Here is a 17047-nt window from a genome sequence, read left to right on the forward strand (position 1 = left end):
AGATATGCCGACCGGGGGAGCATCTTGGCATCGAAGCGAGTGAAGCGGAAGCAACCTGGAGGAGGCGGACGAAAGCACCCCTGGGGCGCGGGAGGAGCACGGCACGGCGGAAGAGCGCCGGCGTCTCAGCGAGCGGGCGCCGCACACCGCCCGTGGGCCGCCTGACTAGGCTGGACGGACCAAGAGCCGATACGCACGTCAGCAAGGAGCACGCCGTGGCGGTACGAGCGGTCCGGGGCGCCGTCCAACTGGAGAGAGACGAGGCCGGCCACATGGACGAGCAGGTGGCGGCCCTGCTCACCGCCCTCCTGGAGCGCAACGGCCTGACCGCCGACGACCTGATCAGCGTCTGGTTCACGGCCACGCCCGACCTGCACAGCGACTTCCCGGCCGCCGCGGCCCGCAAGCTCGGCATCACCGACGTACCGCTGATCTGCGCCCAGGAGCTGGACGTCGAGGGCGCCATGCCGCGCGTCGTCCGCGTCCTCGCGCACATCGAGTCGGACAAGCCCCGCTCCGAGATCGCCCACGTCTACCTGGGCGCCGCGGCGGCCCTGCGCAAGGACATCGCCCAGTGAGAACCGCACTCGTCATCGGAACCGGCCTCATCGGCACCTCCGCCGCCCTCGCCCTGACCCGGCGCGGCGTCGTCGTCCACCTCGCCGACCACGACCCCGAGCAGGCCCGTACGGCGGCGGCGCTCGGCGCCGGCACCGACGAGGCCCCGGACGGGCCGGTCGACCTCGCGATCGTGGCCGCTCCGCCGGCCCACGTGGCCGACGTGCTCGCCGGCGCCCTGCGGCGCGGGGCGGCGCGCGGCTACGTCGACGTGGCCAGCGTCAAGGGCGGCCCGCGCCGCGAGCTGGAGGCCCGCGGCCTGGACCTGACCCGCTACATCGGCACCCACCCCATGTCGGGCCGTGAGAAGTCCGGCCCGCTCGCCGCCACCGCCGACCTCTTCGAGGGCCGCCCCTGGGTGCTCACCCCCACCCGGGACACCGACACCGAGGTCCTCAACCTCGCCCTGGAACTGGTCTCGCACTGCCGGGCCGTGCCCGTGGTGATGGACGCCGACGCCCACGACCGCGCCGTCGCCCTCGTCTCCCACATGCCCCACCTGGTCTCCAGCCTGGTCGCGGCCCGCCTGGAGCACGCTGAGGAGGCCGCCGTACGGCTGTGCGGGCAGGGCATCCGGGACGTGACCCGGATCGCCGCCTCCGACCCGCGGATGTGGATCGACATCCTGTCCGCGAACCCGGGACCGGTCGCCGACCTGCTCACCGACGTCGCCGCCGACCTGGACGAGACGGTGCGGGCCCTGCGCGCGCTGCAGTCCTCCGACGCGGACAAGCGCCGGGAGGGGACCGCCGAGATCGAGGCCGTGCTGCGCCGCGGCAACGCCGGCCAGGTCCGCGTCCCCGGCAAGCACGGCAGTGCCCCGCGCGTCTACGAGACCGTGGCCGTCCTCATCGACGACCAGCCCGGCCAGCTGGCCCGCATCTTCGCGGACGCGGGACGGGCCGGGGTCAACATCGAGGACGTACGGATCGAGCACGCCACCGGGCAGCAGGCCGGTCTGGTGCAGCTGATGGTGGAGCCGAAGGCGGCCGCCGGGCTGACCGCGGCCCTGCGGGAGCGGGGCTGGGCCATCCGGCAGTGATCCGGCCGATCACGTGTTTGTCATAGGGCCTCCGCGTTGCCAGTAACCTTGTGCGGGGCGCGATCGTGCCCCGCACACTCCCACCGCACCGCACCAGGAAGGTGTCCCCCCGTGGAAAACGGCGCCGCCCGGACCGCCCAGCCCGTGATTGTCGCCATCGACGGCCCCTCCGGCACGGGCAAGTCGAGCACGTCGAAGGCCGTGGCCGCGCAGCTCGGCCTGAGCTACCTGGACACGGGGGCCCAGTACCGGGCGATCACGTGGTGGATGGTGACCAACGGCATCGACACCGACGACCCGCACGCCATCGCCGCCGCGGCCGGCAAGCCGGACATCGTCTCCGGCACCGACCCGGCGGACCCGACCATCACGGTCGACGGCGTGGACGTCTCCGGCCCGATCCGCACCCAGGAGGTCACCTCCAAGGTCAGCGCGGTCAGCGCCGTGCCGGAGGTGCGGACCCGGATCACCGAGCTCCAGCGGGCGATCGCCGCCTCCGCGGTGACCGGCATCGTCGTCGAGGGCCGCGACATCGGCACCACCGTGCTGCCCGACGCCGACCTGAAGATCTTCCTCACCGCCTCCCCGGAGGCCCGCGCCGCCCGCCGCAGCGGCGAGCTCCAGGGAGCCGACGTCGCCGCCACCCGCGAGGCGCTGATCAAGCGGGACCAGGCCGACTCCAGCCGCAAGACCTCGCCGCTGGCCAAGGCGGACGACGCCGTCGAGGTGGACACCACCGACCTCACGCTGCCGCAGGTCATCGAGTGCGTCGTCACGCTCGTCGAGGAGAAGCGGGCCGGGAAGTGAGCCTTCCGTCCGAAAAGGGCGCCGAGGTCGGGCGGCGCATCGGCGTCGGCCTGATGTACGGGCTGTTCAAGCCGCGCGTGCTGGGCGCCTGGAAGGTGCCCGCGACCGGCCCGGTGATCTTCGCCGTCAACCACAGCCACAACCTCGACGGCCCCATGGTCATGGGCGTGGCGCCCCGGCCGACGCACTTCCTGATCAAGAAGGAGGCGTTCGTCGGCCCGCTCGACCCCTTCCTGACCGGCATCGGCCAGCTGAAGGTGGACCGCGCCACCGCCGACCGCACGGCGATCACGCGGGCGCTGGACGTGCTGTCGGCCGGCGGGGTCCTCGGGATCTTCCCGGAGGGCACCCGGGGCGAGGGCGACTTCGCCTCGCTGCGCGCCGGGCTCGCCTACTTCGCCGTGCGCAGCGGCGCGCCGGTCGTCCCGGTGGCGGTGCTGGGAAGCTCCGAGCGGCGCGGGCGGTTGATAAAGGGGCTGCCTCCCCTGCGGTCCCGCATCGACGTCGTCTTCGGCGACCCCTTCGAGGCGGGCGACGGCAGCGGGCGGCGCACCCGCACGGCGCTGGACGAGGCGACCGAACGCATCCGGAAGCAGCTCACCGCGCACCTGGAAAACGCCAGGCACCTGACCGGGCGCCGGGCGACACTTGAGTAGTGGATCACCCGGTACAGGGGTTTTCCACCGATCACCACGATGAACGAGGTACGGACTTCATGAACGACGACATCCACTCCGAGGGCTCGGGCGAGGAGCACGACCACGGGGCGCTTGGCGACGCCGAGTACGCGGAGTTCATGGAGCTCGCCGCGGAAGAGGGCTTCGACATCGAGGAGGTCGAGGGCGCCATCGAGGCGGCCGGGCACGGCCCGCTGCCCGTCCTCGCCGTCGTCGGCCGCCCCAATGTCGGCAAGTCGACCCTGGTCAACCGGATCATCGGCCGCCGTGAGGCGGTCGTCGAGGACAAGCCGGGCGTCACCCGCGACCGCGTGACCTACGAGGCCGAGTGGGCGGGCCGCCGCTTCAAGGTCGTCGACACCGGCGGCTGGGAGCAGGACGTCCTCGGCATCGACGCCTCCGTCGCCGCCCAGGCCGAGTACGCGATCGAGGCCGCCGACGCGGTCGTCTTCGTCGTGGACGCCAAGGTCGGCGCCACCGACACCGACGAGGCCGTCGTACGGCTGCTGCGCAAGGCCGGCAAGCCGGTGGTGCTGTGCGCCAACAAGGTGGACGGCCCCAGCGGCGAGGCCGACGCGGCGTACCTGTGGTCGCTGGGCCTGGGCGAGCCGCACCCGGTCTCCGCGCTGCACGGCCGCGGCACCGGCGACATGCTGGACAAGGTCCTGGAGGTGCTGCCCCAGGCCCCGGCGCAGACCTTCGGCACCGCCGTCGGCGGCCCGCGCCGCATCGCCCTGATCGGCCGCCCGAACGTCGGCAAGTCCTCCCTGCTGAACAAGGTGGCGGGCGAGGAGCGCGTCGTCGTCAACGAGCTCGCGGGCACCACCCGCGACCCGGTCGACGAGCTGATCGAGCTGGGCGGCGTGACCTGGAAGTTCGTCGACACCGCCGGTATCCGCAAGCGGGTCCACCTCCAGCAGGGCGCCGACTACTACGCCTCGCTGCGCACCGCCGCCGCCGTGGAGAAGGCCGAGGTCGCCGTCATCCTCATCGACGCCTCGGAGTCGATCTCGGTGCAGGACCAGCGGATCGTCACCATGGCCGTCGAGGCGGGCCGCGCGATCGTCCTGGCGTTCAACAAGTGGGACACCCTCGACGAGGAGCGCCGCTACTACCTGGAGCGGGAGATCGAGACCGAGCTCGGCCAGGTGGCGTGGGCTCCGCGGGTGAACGTCTCGGCGCGCACCGGGCGCCACATGGAGAAGCTGGTCCCGGCGATCGAGACGGCCCTGGCGGGCTGGGAGACCCGGGTGCCGACGGGCCGCCTGAACGCGTTCCTCGGCGAGCTGGTCGCCGCCCACCCGCACCCGATCCGGGGCGGCAAGCAGCCGCGCATCCTGTTCGGCACCCAGGCCGGCACCAAGCCGCCGCGGTTCGTGCTCTTCGCCACCGGGTTCATCGAGGCCGGCTACCGGCGCTTCATCGAGCGCCGCCTGCGCGAGGAGTTCGGCTTCGAGGGGACGCCGATCCACCTCTCGGTGCGGGTGCGCGAGAAGCGCGGCGCGAAGAAGAAGTAGAAGTCCTTCCGGAGACGGAAGCGGAAGCAGCAGCGGAAGAGGGCGGTTCCCCGTGGGGGAACCGCCCTCTTCCGCATGTCCTGTCAGGTGCCCGTGCGGGGCGCCGGTGGCAGCGCGGGATGGGCGCCGACGCGCTGCCAGGGCGACTGCTGCGCGCGGCGGGCGCTGTGGGCCCCGGCGCTGTAGGCACTGTACGAGCCCCTGCCGGCGGGGATGCTCCGGAAGGCGGTGAATCCCAGTTCCTCCTCGCCGCTGCGGTCGCCCGGCAGGGCACGGAAGGACCTGACGTACTCGGCGTAGAGCGCGTCGTAGATCGGCGTGGCCGAGGGGCCACCCTGGCGGTGGGAAACGTCGTATGCGTGCACGTATGTCCAAACGACCCCGGGCACGAAGGGATGCGGCCGGGTGCCGCCGTGCCGGGGTGCGGGGAGCCGTGCGTCAGGTGCCGGCCAGCGGCAGGGCGGCGGCGACGAGCCGCCCGCCCGCCGCCGCCTTGTCCAGCGCGTCCCGCAGCAGGTCCTCCCGCGGCTGCCGCCCGATCGACCCGACCGGCGCCGCGAACATCAGCACCTGCTGGTGCTTGCCGGCCGCCGCGCGCCAGCCGTCGGTGACCTGGAGGGGCTGGTGCGCCTGCCACCAGGCCACCGGCCGGCCGTCGCCCGGGGAGGGCTGCAGTACGGCGTGCAGCTGCCCCATGGCGAGCAGCACCGACCAGCCGTGCAGCACGGGCGGTACGGCGGACAGGTCGCTCACCGGCAGGAAGCCCTGCTCGAGGAGGAGCGGCAGGAAGTCGTCGCCGGCGGTCGTGGTGCCGGGGCGCGCGATGGGAGCGGTCGGCTCCACGACGAGGGCGGGGTGCAGCTCTCCGGAGATCAGGACGAGTCCGCTGGTCACGCCGAGCACGGCCTGCTGGGGCTCCAGGTCGACGGTGTCGCCGGCGATGGACTTCACGGCGCCCTGGAGCTGCTCCTCGGTGACCTTGACGGTCTGCGAGGGCAGGCAGCCCGCGTGGGCGAAGGCGAGGACGGCGGTCTCGTCCCCGATGAACAGGACGGTGCTGGTCCGCTCCTGCCGGGGGTCGCCGGGGGTGCGGCAGGACGTGCAGTCGTAGCTGGCCGGGGCGGTCTCTCCGGTGAGCAGGCGGTCGGCTTCTTCGTCGCCGATCTCGGCGCGTACCTCGTCGCTGACGTCGAGCATGGGCGGCACGGGTGGCTCCCTCGGGATGCGGTGCGTGGCGAGGCCGGGAGCGGCTCCCGGCCTGTGGTCCGGGCGGGTCCCCGGCTCGTGAAGATGACAACGGGGGACCTGTGGCGGGAGTAACGCCCCGCGACGAATGGAATCGAACCATCCGGCGCGCGCGGTCGCCTGTCCCGTGGAAGCGGGAACGAGACGCCAACTGGGCCTGGCCACAAGGACGTTGAGTGGGCGTGGCGCGAGGCGGGGGGCGGGAATCGCTGGTCGACAAATCGGGAAATTGGCCGATGAAGCGGGTGGCTGAAAAACGCCGATACCCGGGGTAACGGCGGACCGGTCCGGAAGGGTGGGCGGGGCCGCGGCGGGATTGCCCGTGCGGCGGCCCGTCGGCGCTCCCGTCCGGGGGCGGGCGTGCCACGGTGTCGTGGGTGCGCCCCTGGCCCGCTTGAGAGATCGTGTGCCCGAGTTGTGTATTACCTGTGCTCGCGGCGGCTTCCGGCGGCCCGTGCGCGCTCGGAATGGAAAGGGCGGAGGGGGCCATTGCCCGGCCTTTTCCGTGCGGTTATTCGAAGGGGTGCCGGGGTGTGCGGAATTCCCTTCCCGTGCTCCTGTCGGCGGCAGGGAACCGCTCGTCCGTGTGACGGAGTTCGGTCAAAACACGGACCGAGATCCTGTGACAGAAGTGTGACCCTGGAGGAGTCCGTGAGCCGTGTTACCGGCTTCGCCTTCCCCCGCAGTAGGACAGGGCATAGCGTGGCGGCATGGCACCGATTCCGACGCCCCCAGCCGAACCCCAGGACAGTCCGGACACATACGTCGGCCTCGATTCCGAGGCGGCCGAACGGCTCGCGCGGGACCGGGGATGGCCGACGGTGCGGTCGTTGCCGCCGGGCGCGGTCATCACCATGGAGTACCGCGTGGGCCGGCTGAACTTCGAGGTGAAGGACGGCCGCGTGGCGCGCGCCTGGAAGGGCTGACGCCGCTCACGCCGCTCCGTGCGGCCCGCACGCGGCGACGGCCCCGGACCTCCGCGAGGGAGGGCCGGGGCCGTCGTGTGCGACCGGGTGGCGGGCGGGCCGCCGCGGGGGAGGGGCTGTGCGTACCGGGTCCCCGCGCGGGCCTCGGGCGGGGTCAGGGGCGGGCCGTGGAGTTCGAGCCGGAGCCGGCCGTGCCGCGCAGGACGCGCTCGGAGTGCGGCGGGCGGCGGCTGCCGGCCGGGGTGACCGGCGTGCGCTCCGCGCGGGCCGTGTGCGGGCCCGGGGCCAGGTAGGCCGGTGTCCGCGGGCGGGACGGGGAGACGGGTTCGCGTGCCGGGGCGTCCTTCCGGCCGGAGACGGGCGGCAGGAGCACCACGGGCGGCGTGGCGGCCGGCTGCCGCGCGGGCTCGTGCGCCGGTGCCGTACGGCCGCGGCGGGCGCGCAGACGGTCCCGCAGGCCGAGGATCACGGCCTCCGCGCGGGCGATCAGCGGCTCGAACCAGGGCAGGGCCAGCAGGATCAGCAGGCCCGCCGCCCAGCCCAGGAGGACGTCGCTCAGCCAGTGCGTACCGAGGTAGACGGTGGACATGCCGACACCGAGCGAGGTGACGGCGGACAGGGCGGACAGCCAGCGGCGCGCTCTCGGCGTCGAGGCCAGATAGGCCAGGATGCCCCAGGTCACCACGGCGTTGGCGGTGTGACCGCTCGGAAATATATCGCCGCCCCGCCACATCTCGTTCGAGCCGATCTCGGTCGCGTAGTGGGGGCCGAGGCGGCCCATGCCGATCTTGGCGGCGCCGACGGTGACGTTCAGCAGCAGCAGGGAGACGCCGAGGGCGAGGAGCGGGCGCAGGGTGTGCTGCCGCCAGGAGCGCCAGCCGAGCCAGGCGGCGACCATCACGGCGGTGGGGCCGCGCTGGCCGAGCACCACGTAGTAGTCGACGAACGCGTGGATCTCCGGCCACTGCTGGTACGGCCGGAAGAACATGACCTGCCAGTCGAGCCGGACCAGCCACGAGGTGATGAGCACGGCCCACACGATCGCGAGATAGAAGGCCAGGGTCGAGGCGAACAGCACGATCCTGTGCCGGCTCATCTTCGGCACGTCGAGGTGGGCCGGTCGTTCCGGCTCACGGTCCAGCCTCGCGAACACCCGGTCCAGCCGGGTGAGGTTCCGTTCGGTACGCACCCAATCGACGTTACAGCGAGTGAGGTGTGATCCCCGCCGAATCAACGGCTTTGTGATGACGATGTGATGTGGGATTCCTCTCAGGGCGAAGACTAATTCCCCCGATTCCCTAAAACATGCGCCCGACCACCTTCATTTCTTTTGATCGGTCCGGGCGGCAGTTTTATCGTGCTTATGAATTGGTTCACCGAAAGCTGGCGCGGAATTACCCGGCTGCTCACCCGCCCGCCCCGGGCCGGTCAGGGCGGACCGGAGCCGTTCAGCCAGACGGCGCCGTACACCGCCGACGCGACCGCGACACCGGCCGCCACCAGCGCCGACCTGGAGGTCCGCAGCCCGGCCAGGGCCCGGGCGAGCGGCAGCAGCAGCGGGAAGGCGGGCAGCAGCAGGCGCGGCTTGGAGCCGAAGTAGCTCGACGCGCACAGGGCGAGCGCGGTGACGATCCCCGCGTACACCAGCAGCGGCAGCGGCTGGCGCTGCCGGACGCAGACGGCGTACAGCCAGGCCACCAGGGCGACCCCGGCGATCAGCCCGAGCCCCGCCAGGGCCGACGGGAACGACGTGAACTTCTCCGCGACGAAGCGCGCGAAGGCCCACCCGCCGTCGAAGCCGTTGCGCCACCCGGCCTGGACGTCGAGATAGCCGAGCGGGCCCTTGCCGGTGCGGTGGCCGACCCACAGCACATACCCGGCGGCGCCGAGGGGCGCGAGGATCATGCCGAGGGCGCGCGGCGCCGCGCGTGCGCCGTGCTCGTCGACCGCGCTCCGGTGTCGCCCGTACGAGACGACGCCGGCCGCCCACACCGCCGCCACCACGGCGAGCCCCACCGGGCGGGTCAGCCCGGACAGGAGCGCCAGGACGCCCGCCGTCACCCAGCGGCCGGTGAGCACCGCGTACAGCGACCAGGCGGCCAGGGCGGTGAACAGCGACTCGCTGTACGCCATCGACTGCACGATCCCGACCGGCAGCACCGCCCACAGCAGCACCGCGCACACCCCCGCGCGGCGGCCGTACACGTGGTCCGCCACCGCGAAGATCCCCCACGCCGCCGCGAGCGAGGCGAGCAGGCTCACCACGAACCCGGCGCCGGCGTGCGACAGCGGCGACACCGCCGCGCCCAGCCGCTCCAGCCAAGGCAGCAGCGGGAAGAAGGCGAGATCGGAGTGCACGTCGCCGTTGGGCAGGCGCACCTCGTAGCCGTACCCCCGCTCGGCGACCCTCTGGTACCAGAGGGAGTCCCAGCGGGCGGTCAGCAGCGTGTACGCGCTCTTGTCGCGCGCGGCGCTCCACAGGGCCAGGACGAGCAGGCCCAGGGCGCGTACGGCGGCGTATCCGAGGAGCGCCGGGGCGGCCCGGCGCAGGGCCCCGGAGCGGGCCGGGATCGCGCGCGTCTCAAGGTCGGTCACGCGCTCGATTATCGGCGGCGCCCGGAACCGGGCCGTCCGCAGGGGCGGGACGGCCGGAAAGCGCAGTGGCGTACGCCACACCGTTGCGCCGGACGGGTGAGAGGTCCGCCACGTGACCTGGGCACGGACTCGCGTACGCTGCCAGTCACTCGCCTTCCGCAGCGCGGGCCGGGGACCACCGCTCCTCCCCGGCCGAGCCGCGGGGGAGTCCCCGCCCCCGTGAGCCCGCCGGAGGCGAGGGAACTTCTGGGAGGTGCGCACATGTCCGGCATGTCCGGGACGACCACGGCCGCCACCACGCCGCGCCGTCGGACGGCCGGGGCCGGTGCCAACCGCTGGCTGGTGCTCGTCGTCCTCTGCGTCAGCCTGCTGCTCGTCGCCGTCGACGCCACCGTGCTGCACGTGGCGGTGCCCGCCGTCACCGAGGACCTCAGGCCCGGCGCGATCGAACTGCTCTGGATCGTCGACGTCTACCCGCTCGTCTGCGCCTCGCTGCTGATCCTGTTCGGCACGCTCGGCGACCGGGTCGGCCGCAGACGGGTCCTTCTCCTCGGATACGGCCTGTTCGGCGTCGCCTCCGCCCTGGCGGCCCTGGCCGAGACCGCCCAGGTCCTCGTCGTGGCCCGGGCGCTGCTCGGCGCCGGCGGCGCGATGATCATGCCGGCGACGCTGTCGATCCTGCGGCAGGTCTTCCCCGACCGGCGGGAGCGGGCGCTGGCGATCGGCGTCTGGAGCGCGGTGGCCGCCGTGGGCGCGGCGATCGGGCCGCTGCTCGGCGGCTTCCTGCTGGAGCACTTCTGGTGGGGGTCGGTCTTCCTCGTCAACATCCCGCTGATGCTGGTCAGCCTGCCGGTGGGACGCCTGCTGCTGCCCGAGTCCAAGGGCGACGGCACCGGCCCGTGGGACGTGACCGGGGCGCTGATGGCGGCGGCCGGGCTGTTCGCCGTGGTGCTGGGCGTCAAACGGCTCGGCGGCGGCGAGCCGGCATCCGGTGCGCTCACCGTGGTGCCGCTGGTGGCGGGTGCCGCCCTGCTGGCCGGGTTCGTACGGCGGCAGCGGCGCCGGGCGCATCCGCTGGTGGACCTGGGGATGTTCCGGCGCCCGGCGTTCAGCACCTCCGTGGGCTGCATCGTGCTGGCGATGCTGGCGCTGGTGGGCCTGGAGCTGATCGCCGCGCAGTACCTCCAGCTCGTGCTCGGGCTCTCGCCGCTCCAGACGGGGCTGCGGCTGCTGCCGCTGACGTTCGCGGCGATGGCGGCGGGTCTGGCGGGGGCACGGATGCTGCGCCGGTTCGGGCCGCGCCGGATGGTGTGCTCCGGGTTCTGCCTGACGGCGGGCGCGGTGGTGCTGCTGACGGCGATGGGCCGGACGGACGACTGCCCGCTGCTGCTGACCGGGTTCGTGCTGCTCGGCTTCGGGCTGGAGACGACCCTGTTCGGGGCGTACGAGTCGATGCTGAGCGAGGCGCCGCAGGACCGGGCCGGCGGGGCCGCGGCGATCGGGGAGACGTCGTACCAGCTGGGCGCGGGCATCGGCATCGCGCTGCTGGGCACCGTGATGAACGCGGCGTACGCGCCCGGGCTGGCGGACGTGCCCGGCGTCCCGGCGTCGGCCTCCGCGGCGGCGGGGCATTCGCTGGGGGAGGCGTACGAGGTCGCCGCGCGGCTCGGGGGGCCCGCGGGGGCCGCCCTGCGGCGGGCGGCGGCGGACTCCTTCGTACACGGGCTGCACGTGACGTTGCTGGTGAGCGCGGGGCTGTTGCTGGCGGGGGCCGTGATGGCGCTGCGGTTGCCGCGGGTGATGCAGTGCGAGGCCGGGGAGTGTGTGGAGGTGCCCGCGCCCAGGGACGCCGTGGAGTCCCGCGTCTCGGCGTGAGGCCCCTCTCCCGTCCGCGCACCGCCCGTTCGCCGTCCGTCGGGAGGCGGGCGTCGCTCGTGGGGCCGGGCGCGGCCGGCGGCTCCGGGTGAGCGGGCGGGCCGCGGGGCGAGCGCCGTCGCGGCTCGCCGCAGGGGCCGGGCAGGCTCGCCGTGAGGACCGGGCAGGGTGGACGCGCGGGGCACTGCCACGTAACGTCGGGCCGGAGCCGTGACTAGCACTGCTAGTTTTGAGTGAGTCCTCGGAGGGTGTGCCATGTCCCCGTTCGACCCCGCCGACCCCCTCGGCATCGACGACCTGCTCGAACCGGAGGACCTCGCCGTCCGGGACACCGTGCGGGCGTGGGCCGCGGACCGGGTGCTGCCGTACGTCGCCGACTGGTACGAGAAGGGGGAACTGCCCGGTATCCGGGAACTCGCCCGGGAACTGGGCGGGATCGGGGCGCTCGGGATGTCGCTCAGCGGGTACGGGTGCGCCGGCGCGAGCGCCGTGCAGTACGGGCTGGCCTGCCTGGAGCTGGAGGCGGCCGACTCCGGCATCCGGTCCCTCGTCTCCGTGCAGGGCTCCCTCGCCATGTACGCCCTCCACCGGTTCGGCAGTGAGGAACAGAAGCAGCGGTGGCTGCCGCGGATGGCCGCCGGCGAGGTCATCGGGTGCTTCGGGCTGACCGAGCCCGACCACGGGTCCGACCCCGCCTCGATGCGGACGTACGCCAAGCGCGACGGCTCCGACTGGGTCCTCAACGGGCGCAAGATGTGGATCACCAACGGGTCCGTCGCCGGGGTCGCCGTCGTGTGGGCGCGGACCGACGAGGGGATCCGCGGGTTCGTCGTGCCCACCGACAGCGCCGGGTTCTCCGCGCCCGAGATCAAGCACAAGTGGTCGCTGCGGGCCAGCGTCACCAGCGAGCTCGTCCTCGACGACGTACGGCTGCCCGCCGACGCCGTGCTGCCGGAGGTCACCGGGCTGCGCGGGCCGCTCAGCTGTCTCACCCACGCCCGGTACGGCATCGTCTGGGGCGCGATGGGGGCGGCGCGCAGCTGTTTCGAGGCCGCCGTCGACTACGCGAAGACACGGGAGCAGTTCGGCAGGCCCATCGGCGGTTTCCAGCTCACGCAGGCCAAGCTGGCCGACATGGCGGTCGAACTGCACAAGGGGATTCTGCTCGCCCATCATCTCGGGCGGCGCATGGACGCCGGCCGCCTGCGTCCCGAGCAGGTCAGCTTCGGCAAGCTCAACAACGTCCGCGAGGCCATCGAGATCTGCCGCACGGCCCGCACGGTCCTCGGGGCCAACGGGATCTCGCTCGAGTACCCCGTGATGCGGCACGCGACCAACCTGGAATCGGTGCTCACCTACGAGGGCACCGTCGAGATGCACCAGCTGGTGCTGGGCAAGGCGCTCACCGGGATCGACGCGTTCCGGTAGGCGCCGGGGCGGGGAGGAGGCGCGGGCAGGGCTGCGGTGCGCGGCCCCGCCTCAGCTCTGGTTGAAGAAGCCGTCCGTGCGGTGCGCGGCTCGCTCGCCGCTGACGATCTGGGTGTCGGCCGGGCTCAGCAGGAACACGCGGGTGGACACCCGCTCGATCGAACCGCGCAGGCCGAAGATGAGCCCGGCCGCGAAGTCGACCACGCGCTTGGCGTCGACGGGTTCCATCGCCGTGAGGTTCATGATGACCGGGACGCCCTCCCGGAACAGTTCGCCGATGGCGCGCGCGTCGCGGAAGCTGTCCGGGGTGACCGTGCCGATGCGGCGGCCCTTCTCCTCGGCGGAGTCCGCGGCCACCTTCACGCGGGGGTCCGTGACCCAGGCGTCCCCGGAGTCGGTGCCCTCGGAGTAGTCGTCGTCGTAGTAGCGCTCGTCTTCGTTGTCGTCGACGAGGCCGAGCCACGCACTCGCCTTGCGTACCGATCCCATGGACGCCTCCTCTCTCTGCGGTCTTTCGTGCCTTCCGCATCCCTATGGTCATCCATGATGCGGACGTCGCGCCAAGTGGACAGACGCCGCGCGGGGGGTTTGTGACGGTACTGGTGCACAGCGAATCCGTCGAGAGTCCGTATGTCCCAAGGGCCGTTGCACAAACGGGCGCTGACCATGAGTGAAATATGACTCTTCCCTGCGCACGGGTGAGGGGCGGGGACATACGGGTGAACGCGGCGGCCGGCGCGGTGCCGCGGCCCGGCGCCGTGCGGAATCGCGGGGAAGCGTTGCTTCCGGAACCGTCGGGGGCGGTGTACGGCGGGGCCGTGCCCCCGGGACGTCTCCGATTCGCCGTCATCCGCCCGGAAAGCGGCACCCCGTGACCCTTCTCGGCCGTTCCGGGCCGGTGTGGAAGGGTGGTTCCCATGACGACGGACGCATCCGACGCGTGGAAGCGGTGGCGCGAGCAGCGCGTCGCGACGGTGTCGGCGCCCTACGGGCCGCCGGCGCTGACGGGCACGCACTGGCTGGAGGACCATCCGGACGGCCGGCTCCCGGGCATCCCGGGGACCTGGCGGGCGGACGGCGACGCGGTGGTGCTGACGGCCACCGGGGCGGACGGGCTGACCGTGGACGGGCGGCCCGCCGACGGGGAGGTGCGGCTCACCGCCGACCGGGGGCCGGCGGACGCGGCCCGGGTGGCCTGCGGGGAACGGCGCCTGGTCGTGATGGCCCGTGAGGGCGTGTGGGGTGTGCGCGACTTCGATCCGGACGCCGAGGCGCGGCGGAGGTTTTGCGGCATCGCGGTCACGCCGTACGACCCGCGCTGGTCGGTGCCGGGGCGCTTCACCCCGTACGGCGACGGGAGCCGCACCGTGCGCGTGCCGAACGCCGACGGCCGGGAGCGCGGGCTCGGGCTCGGCGGGGAACTGGCCTTCACTCTGGGTGGGCGGGAGCTGACGTTGCAGGTCTCGGTCGAGCAGGGCGGTTCGCTGTGGGCCGTCTTCGCCGACTCCACCAGTGGAAGCACCAGTTACCGCTTCCGCTTCCTGCACCCCGCCGCGCCGGACGCCGACGGGCGTACGACGGTCGACTTCAACCGCGCGCTGCTGCCGCCGTGCGCGTTCGCCGGCCACTTCGTCTGCCCCTTCCCGCCGCCGGGGAACACGCTGGGGATCGCGGTGGAGGCGGGGGAGCGGAACCTGCTCTGAGGGCGGCCGGGGGAGGGGTGCGCGGGGCGGGCGGCGGTTCGCCCCCGGGGCCGTGGACCGTTCGGAAGGAGCGGTGGCGGCCGAAAGGTGCCCTTGCGCCGACCGGCCGTTCGGCCGAATACTCCCTCCAGCGCTTGTCAGGGGCACGACGGATCCGGAATCCGGACACCCGGTGCCTCCGGCTGCGCCTCACGGGCCCCAGACCCCACGAGGGCCCCCGACTTCCCCTGTGGAGGAACGAAAAGTGAGGATCAAGCGCACCACCCCCCGCAGCGGCATCACGAGACGGACTCGGCTGATCGCCGTCACCACCGGACTCGTGGCCGCGGCCGCGATCGCGGTCCCCAGCGCGAACGCGTCCGACACCCCCGCCACCTTCAGCGCCGCCGAGCTCAAGAGCGCCGGCGACTCGGTGCTGAAGGCCGACGTCCCCGGCACCGCCTGGGCCGTCGACAGCAAGTCCGGCCAGGTGCTCGTCACCGTCGACAGCACGGTCTCCCAGGCCGAGATAGCCAAGATAAAGAAGCAGGCCGGCGCCAACGCCGACGCGCTCACCATCAAGCGCACCCCCGGCAAGTTCAGCAAGCTCATCCAGGGCGGCGACGCCATCTACGCGAGCAGCTGGCGCTGCTCCCTCGGCTTCAACGTCCAGAACAGCAGCGGAACCCAGTTCTTCCTGACCGCCGGTCACTGCACCGACGGCGCGGGCACCTGGTACTCCAACTCCGGCCGCACCTCGGTCATCGGCACGACCACCGGCTCCAGCTTCCCGGGCAACGACTACGGCATCGTGCGCTACAGCGGGTCCGTCAGCCGGCCCGGCACCGCCAACGGCGTGGACATCACCCGTGCGGCCACGCCGAGCGTGGGCACCACCGTCATCCGTGACGGCTCCACCACCGGTACGCACAGCGGCCGGGTCACCGCCCTCAACGCGACCGTGAACTACGGCGGCGGCGACATCGTCTCGGGCCTGATCCAGACCACGGTCTGCGCCGAGCCCGGCGACTCCGGCGGCCCGCTCTACGGCAGCAACGGTGTCGCCTACGGCCTGACCTCCGGCGGCAGCGGCGACTGCACCTCCGGCGGTACGACCTTCTTCCAGCCCGTCACCGAGGCCCTGAGCGCCTACGGCGTCAGCGTCTACTGAGCCGCCGCGCACCCCGTTCCGACGGTACGGTGAGCCCCCGCACGCGCAACCGGCGTGCGGGGGCTCACCGTCGGGGAGCGAGGGCGGAACCGGAACGGGCGGGAGCCTCGCCCCGCCGCGGCGGCTGCCCGGCCCGTGGGGTCCGCCGTGCGCATCCCCTCGGTGACGGAGCACGAACAAGGCAGAGGGGGCGCACGAACTCGCCTGCACGCGCGTGCAGAAGTCGACCTTGTGTGCTTCCGGCGGGTTTCGGGACATTGGGTGTTCGTCACCATCCTTCCGGCGCACGAGGTCCCCACCACCTCCTGTGCCGATCCCCCCACAGGAGGACGTGTGTTGAAACACCGACGCGTACCCGTGCGGCGTGCCGCCGTGGCGGGTGCGGGCATCGCCGCACTGCTCGCCACGGGATTCACTTCCCAGAGCGCGAACGCCCAGGGAACCCCGCAGGCCCCCACGCCCCAGACCCTGTCGGCCACGGCGGCCGGACGGCTCGCCTCCACGCTCGCCGAGGACCTCGGCGAGGGGACGGCGGGCGCGTACTACGACGCGAAGACCAGGACCCTGGTGGTCAACGTGGTCGACGAGAGCACCGCGCGGGCCGTCGAGGCGGCCGGCGCCAGAGCGAGAGTCGTCGAGCACTCCCTCGCCGAGCTGCGGCGAGTGCACACCACCCTCGAACGGGAGGCGGCCGTCCCCGGCACCTCCCGGGTGACCGACCCGGTCGCCAACAAGGTGGTCGTCACCGCCGACCGCACGGTGTCGAAGGCCGAGTGGGCCAGACTGGCCGAGGTGGTCGGGGGTCTCGGCTCCGCGGCCGGACTCAAGCGGACCGAGGGGGAGTTCAAGCCGCTGCTCGCGGGCGGCGACGCCATCCTCGGCAACAACGGCGGACGCTGCTCGCTCGGCTTCAACGTGGTCAGGAACGGCAGGCCGTACTTCCTGACCGCCGGCCACTGCACCGAGGCCGCCTTCCTCTGGTCGGACTCCTCCGGCCGCAGGGTCGGCCGGACCGTGGACTCCAGCTTCCCCGGTGACGACTACGGCCTGGTCAGGTACACCGCCGGCGTGGACCACCCGAGCGAGGTGAACCTCTACAACGGCAGCGCGCAGGAGATCACGGGCGCGGCCGAGGCCATCGTCGGCATGGAGGTGACCCGCAGCGGCTCCACCACCCAGGTGCACTCCGGCACGGTCACCGGCCTGGACGCCACCGTCGACTACGGCAACGGCGACGTCGTGACCGGCCTCATCCAGACCGACGTCTGTGCCGAGCCCGGCGACAGCGGCGGACCGCTCTTCACCGGCCCCGACGCGATCGGCCTGACCTCCGGCGGCAGCGGCGACTGCACCTCGGGCGGGGAGACCTTCTTCCAGCCGGTGACGGAGGCTCTGGCGGACACCGGGACGGAGATCGGCTGACGGCGCGCCTCGCCTGCGGTCCCGCCCCGCGCGCGAGGGGCG

General features: G+C 73.1%; 16 protein-coding genes. 11 read left to right on the forward strand and 5 right to left on the reverse strand.

Annotated elements, in window-relative coordinates; translation table 11 throughout:
• Positions 1-215 precede the first annotated feature (215 nt).
• The 5 genes from aroH to der all read left to right on the forward strand — a co-directional run bounded on the left by aroH (position 216) and on the right by der (position 4661).
• On the forward strand, positions 216-578 hold the full coding sequence (gene aroH / locus ABZ340_RS14275; RefSeq protein WP_358782057.1) for a chorismate mutase: 363 nt from the start codon (positions 216-218) through the stop codon (positions 576-578).
• A complete protein-coding gene (locus ABZ340_RS14280) occupies positions 575-1660 on the forward strand; it encodes a prephenate dehydrogenase (protein WP_358782058.1) in 1086 nt (361 codons plus the stop codon). Before aroH ends, ABZ340_RS14280 begins: the two co-directional genes overlap by 4 nt.
• Before the next feature lie 111 nt (positions 1661-1771).
• Positions 1772-2467, forward strand: a complete 696-nt coding sequence (gene cmk / locus ABZ340_RS14285; RefSeq protein WP_358782059.1) for a (d)CMP kinase — start codon at positions 1772-1774, stop codon at positions 2465-2467.
• A 53-nt stretch (positions 2468-2520) separates the two neighbouring features.
• Positions 2521-3123, forward strand: a complete 603-nt coding sequence (locus ABZ340_RS14290; RefSeq protein ID WP_358782150.1) for a lysophospholipid acyltransferase family protein — start codon at positions 2521-2523, stop codon at positions 3121-3123.
• Positions 3124-3182: 59 nt separating this feature from the next.
• On the forward strand, positions 3183-4661 hold the full coding sequence (der, locus tag ABZ340_RS14295; RefSeq protein WP_358782060.1) for a ribosome biogenesis GTPase Der: 1479 nt from the start codon (positions 3183-3185) through the stop codon (positions 4659-4661).
• 83 nt (positions 4662-4744) lie between these two features.
• Here der and ABZ340_RS14300 read toward each other — a convergent pair whose 3' ends face one another.
• Together ABZ340_RS14300 and ABZ340_RS14305 are read right to left on the reverse strand one after the other, a co-directional pair.
• Entirely contained in the window at positions 4745-5026 is a 282-nt protein-coding gene (locus ABZ340_RS14300) for a hypothetical protein (protein ID WP_358782061.1), read from the reverse strand.
• 73 nt (positions 5027-5099) lie between these two features.
• Complete coding sequence (locus tag ABZ340_RS14305; protein ID WP_358782062.1) at positions 5100-5867, reverse strand: hypothetical protein; 768 nt, start codon at positions 5865-5867, stop codon at positions 5100-5102.
• Positions 5868-6616: 749 nt separating this feature from the next.
• Here ABZ340_RS14305 and ABZ340_RS14310 point away from each other — a divergent pair.
• Positions 6617-6832: an I78 family peptidase inhibitor gene (locus ABZ340_RS14310; protein ID WP_358782063.1), complete on the forward strand. Its 216-nt coding sequence runs from the start codon at positions 6617-6619 to the stop codon at positions 6830-6832.
• A gap of 154 nt (positions 6833-6986) precedes the next feature.
• Here ABZ340_RS14310 and ABZ340_RS14315 read toward each other — a convergent pair whose 3' ends face one another.
• Together ABZ340_RS14315 and ABZ340_RS14320 are read right to left on the reverse strand one after the other, a co-directional pair.
• The gene (locus ABZ340_RS14315) at positions 6987-8021 is read right to left on the reverse strand and encodes a phosphatase PAP2 family protein (RefSeq protein ID WP_358782064.1); all 1035 of its coding nucleotides are present in this window, start codon (positions 8019-8021) and stop codon (positions 6987-6989) included.
• Positions 8022-8260: 239 nt separating this feature from the next.
• Complete coding sequence (locus ABZ340_RS14320) at positions 8261-9427, reverse strand: glycosyltransferase family 39 protein (RefSeq protein ID WP_358782065.1); 1167 nt, start codon at positions 9425-9427, stop codon at positions 8261-8263.
• Between the two features lie 270 nt (positions 9428-9697).
• On the opposite strand from ABZ340_RS14320, the gene ABZ340_RS14325 reads away from it, so the two are divergent.
• Positions 9698-11302, forward strand: coding sequence for an MFS transporter (locus ABZ340_RS14325; protein ID WP_358782151.1), 1605 nt, complete (start codon positions 9698-9700; stop codon positions 11300-11302).
• 255 nt (positions 11303-11557) lie between these two features.
• Entirely contained in the window at positions 11558-12730 is a 1173-nt protein-coding gene (locus ABZ340_RS14330; RefSeq protein ID WP_358782066.1) for an acyl-CoA dehydrogenase family protein, read from the forward strand.
• Between the two features lie 51 nt (positions 12731-12781).
• On the opposite strand, the gene ABZ340_RS14335 is transcribed toward ABZ340_RS14330, so the two are convergent.
• Entirely contained in the window at positions 12782-13219 is a 438-nt protein-coding gene (locus ABZ340_RS14335; RefSeq protein ID WP_358782067.1) for a cell division protein SepF, read from the reverse strand.
• A 428-nt stretch (positions 13220-13647) separates the two neighbouring features.
• On the opposite strand from ABZ340_RS14335, the gene ABZ340_RS14340 reads away from it, so the two are divergent.
• The 3 genes from ABZ340_RS14340 to ABZ340_RS14350 all read left to right on the forward strand — a co-directional run bounded on the left by ABZ340_RS14340 (position 13648) and on the right by ABZ340_RS14350 (position 17005).
• Complete coding sequence (locus ABZ340_RS14340; protein ID WP_358782068.1) at positions 13648-14433, forward strand: DUF1684 domain-containing protein; 786 nt, start codon at positions 13648-13650, stop codon at positions 14431-14433.
• Positions 14434-14677: 244 nt separating this feature from the next.
• Entirely contained in the window at positions 14678-15583 is a 906-nt protein-coding gene (locus ABZ340_RS14345) for a S1 family peptidase (protein ID WP_358782069.1), read from the forward strand.
• 336 nt (positions 15584-15919) lie between these two features.
• Positions 15920-17005 carry a S1 family peptidase gene (locus ABZ340_RS14350; RefSeq protein ID WP_358782070.1) on the forward strand — a complete coding sequence of 362 codons (1086 nt, stop codon included), beginning with the start codon at positions 15920-15922 and terminating at the stop codon, positions 17003-17005.
• Positions 17006-17047 lie beyond the last annotated feature (42 nt).

The sequence above is a fragment of the Streptomyces sp. NPDC006134 genome (assembly GCF_040628835.1).
In the GTDB taxonomy this organism is placed as follows: Bacteria; Actinomycetota; Actinomycetes; order Streptomycetales; family Streptomycetaceae; genus Streptomyces.

Excerpts from the sequence above, each read along its gene's own strand:
- ABZ340_RS14335 (WP_358782067.1), bottom strand. The coding sequence starts at position 13,219 with ATGGGATCGGTACGCAAGGCGAGTGCGTGGCTCGGCCTCGTCGACGAC.
- ABZ340_RS14325 (WP_358782151.1), top strand. The coding sequence starts at position 9,698 with ATGTCCGGGACGACCACGGCCGCCACCACGCCGCGCCGTCGGACGGCC.
- der (WP_358782060.1), top strand. The coding sequence starts at position 3,183 with ATGAACGACGACATCCACTCCGAGGGCTCGGGCGAGGAGCACGACCAC.
- ABZ340_RS14330 (WP_358782066.1), top strand. The coding sequence starts at position 11,558 with ATGTCCCCGTTCGACCCCGCCGACCCCCTCGGCATCGACGACCTGCTC.
- ABZ340_RS14290 (WP_358782150.1), top strand. The coding sequence starts at position 2,521 with ATGTACGGGCTGTTCAAGCCGCGCGTGCTGGGCGCCTGGAAGGTGCCC.
- ABZ340_RS14310 (WP_358782063.1), top strand. The coding sequence starts at position 6,617 with ATGGCACCGATTCCGACGCCCCCAGCCGAACCCCAGGACAGTCCGGAC.
- ABZ340_RS14340 (WP_358782068.1), top strand. The coding sequence starts at position 13,648 with ATGACGACGGACGCATCCGACGCGTGGAAGCGGTGGCGCGAGCAGCGC.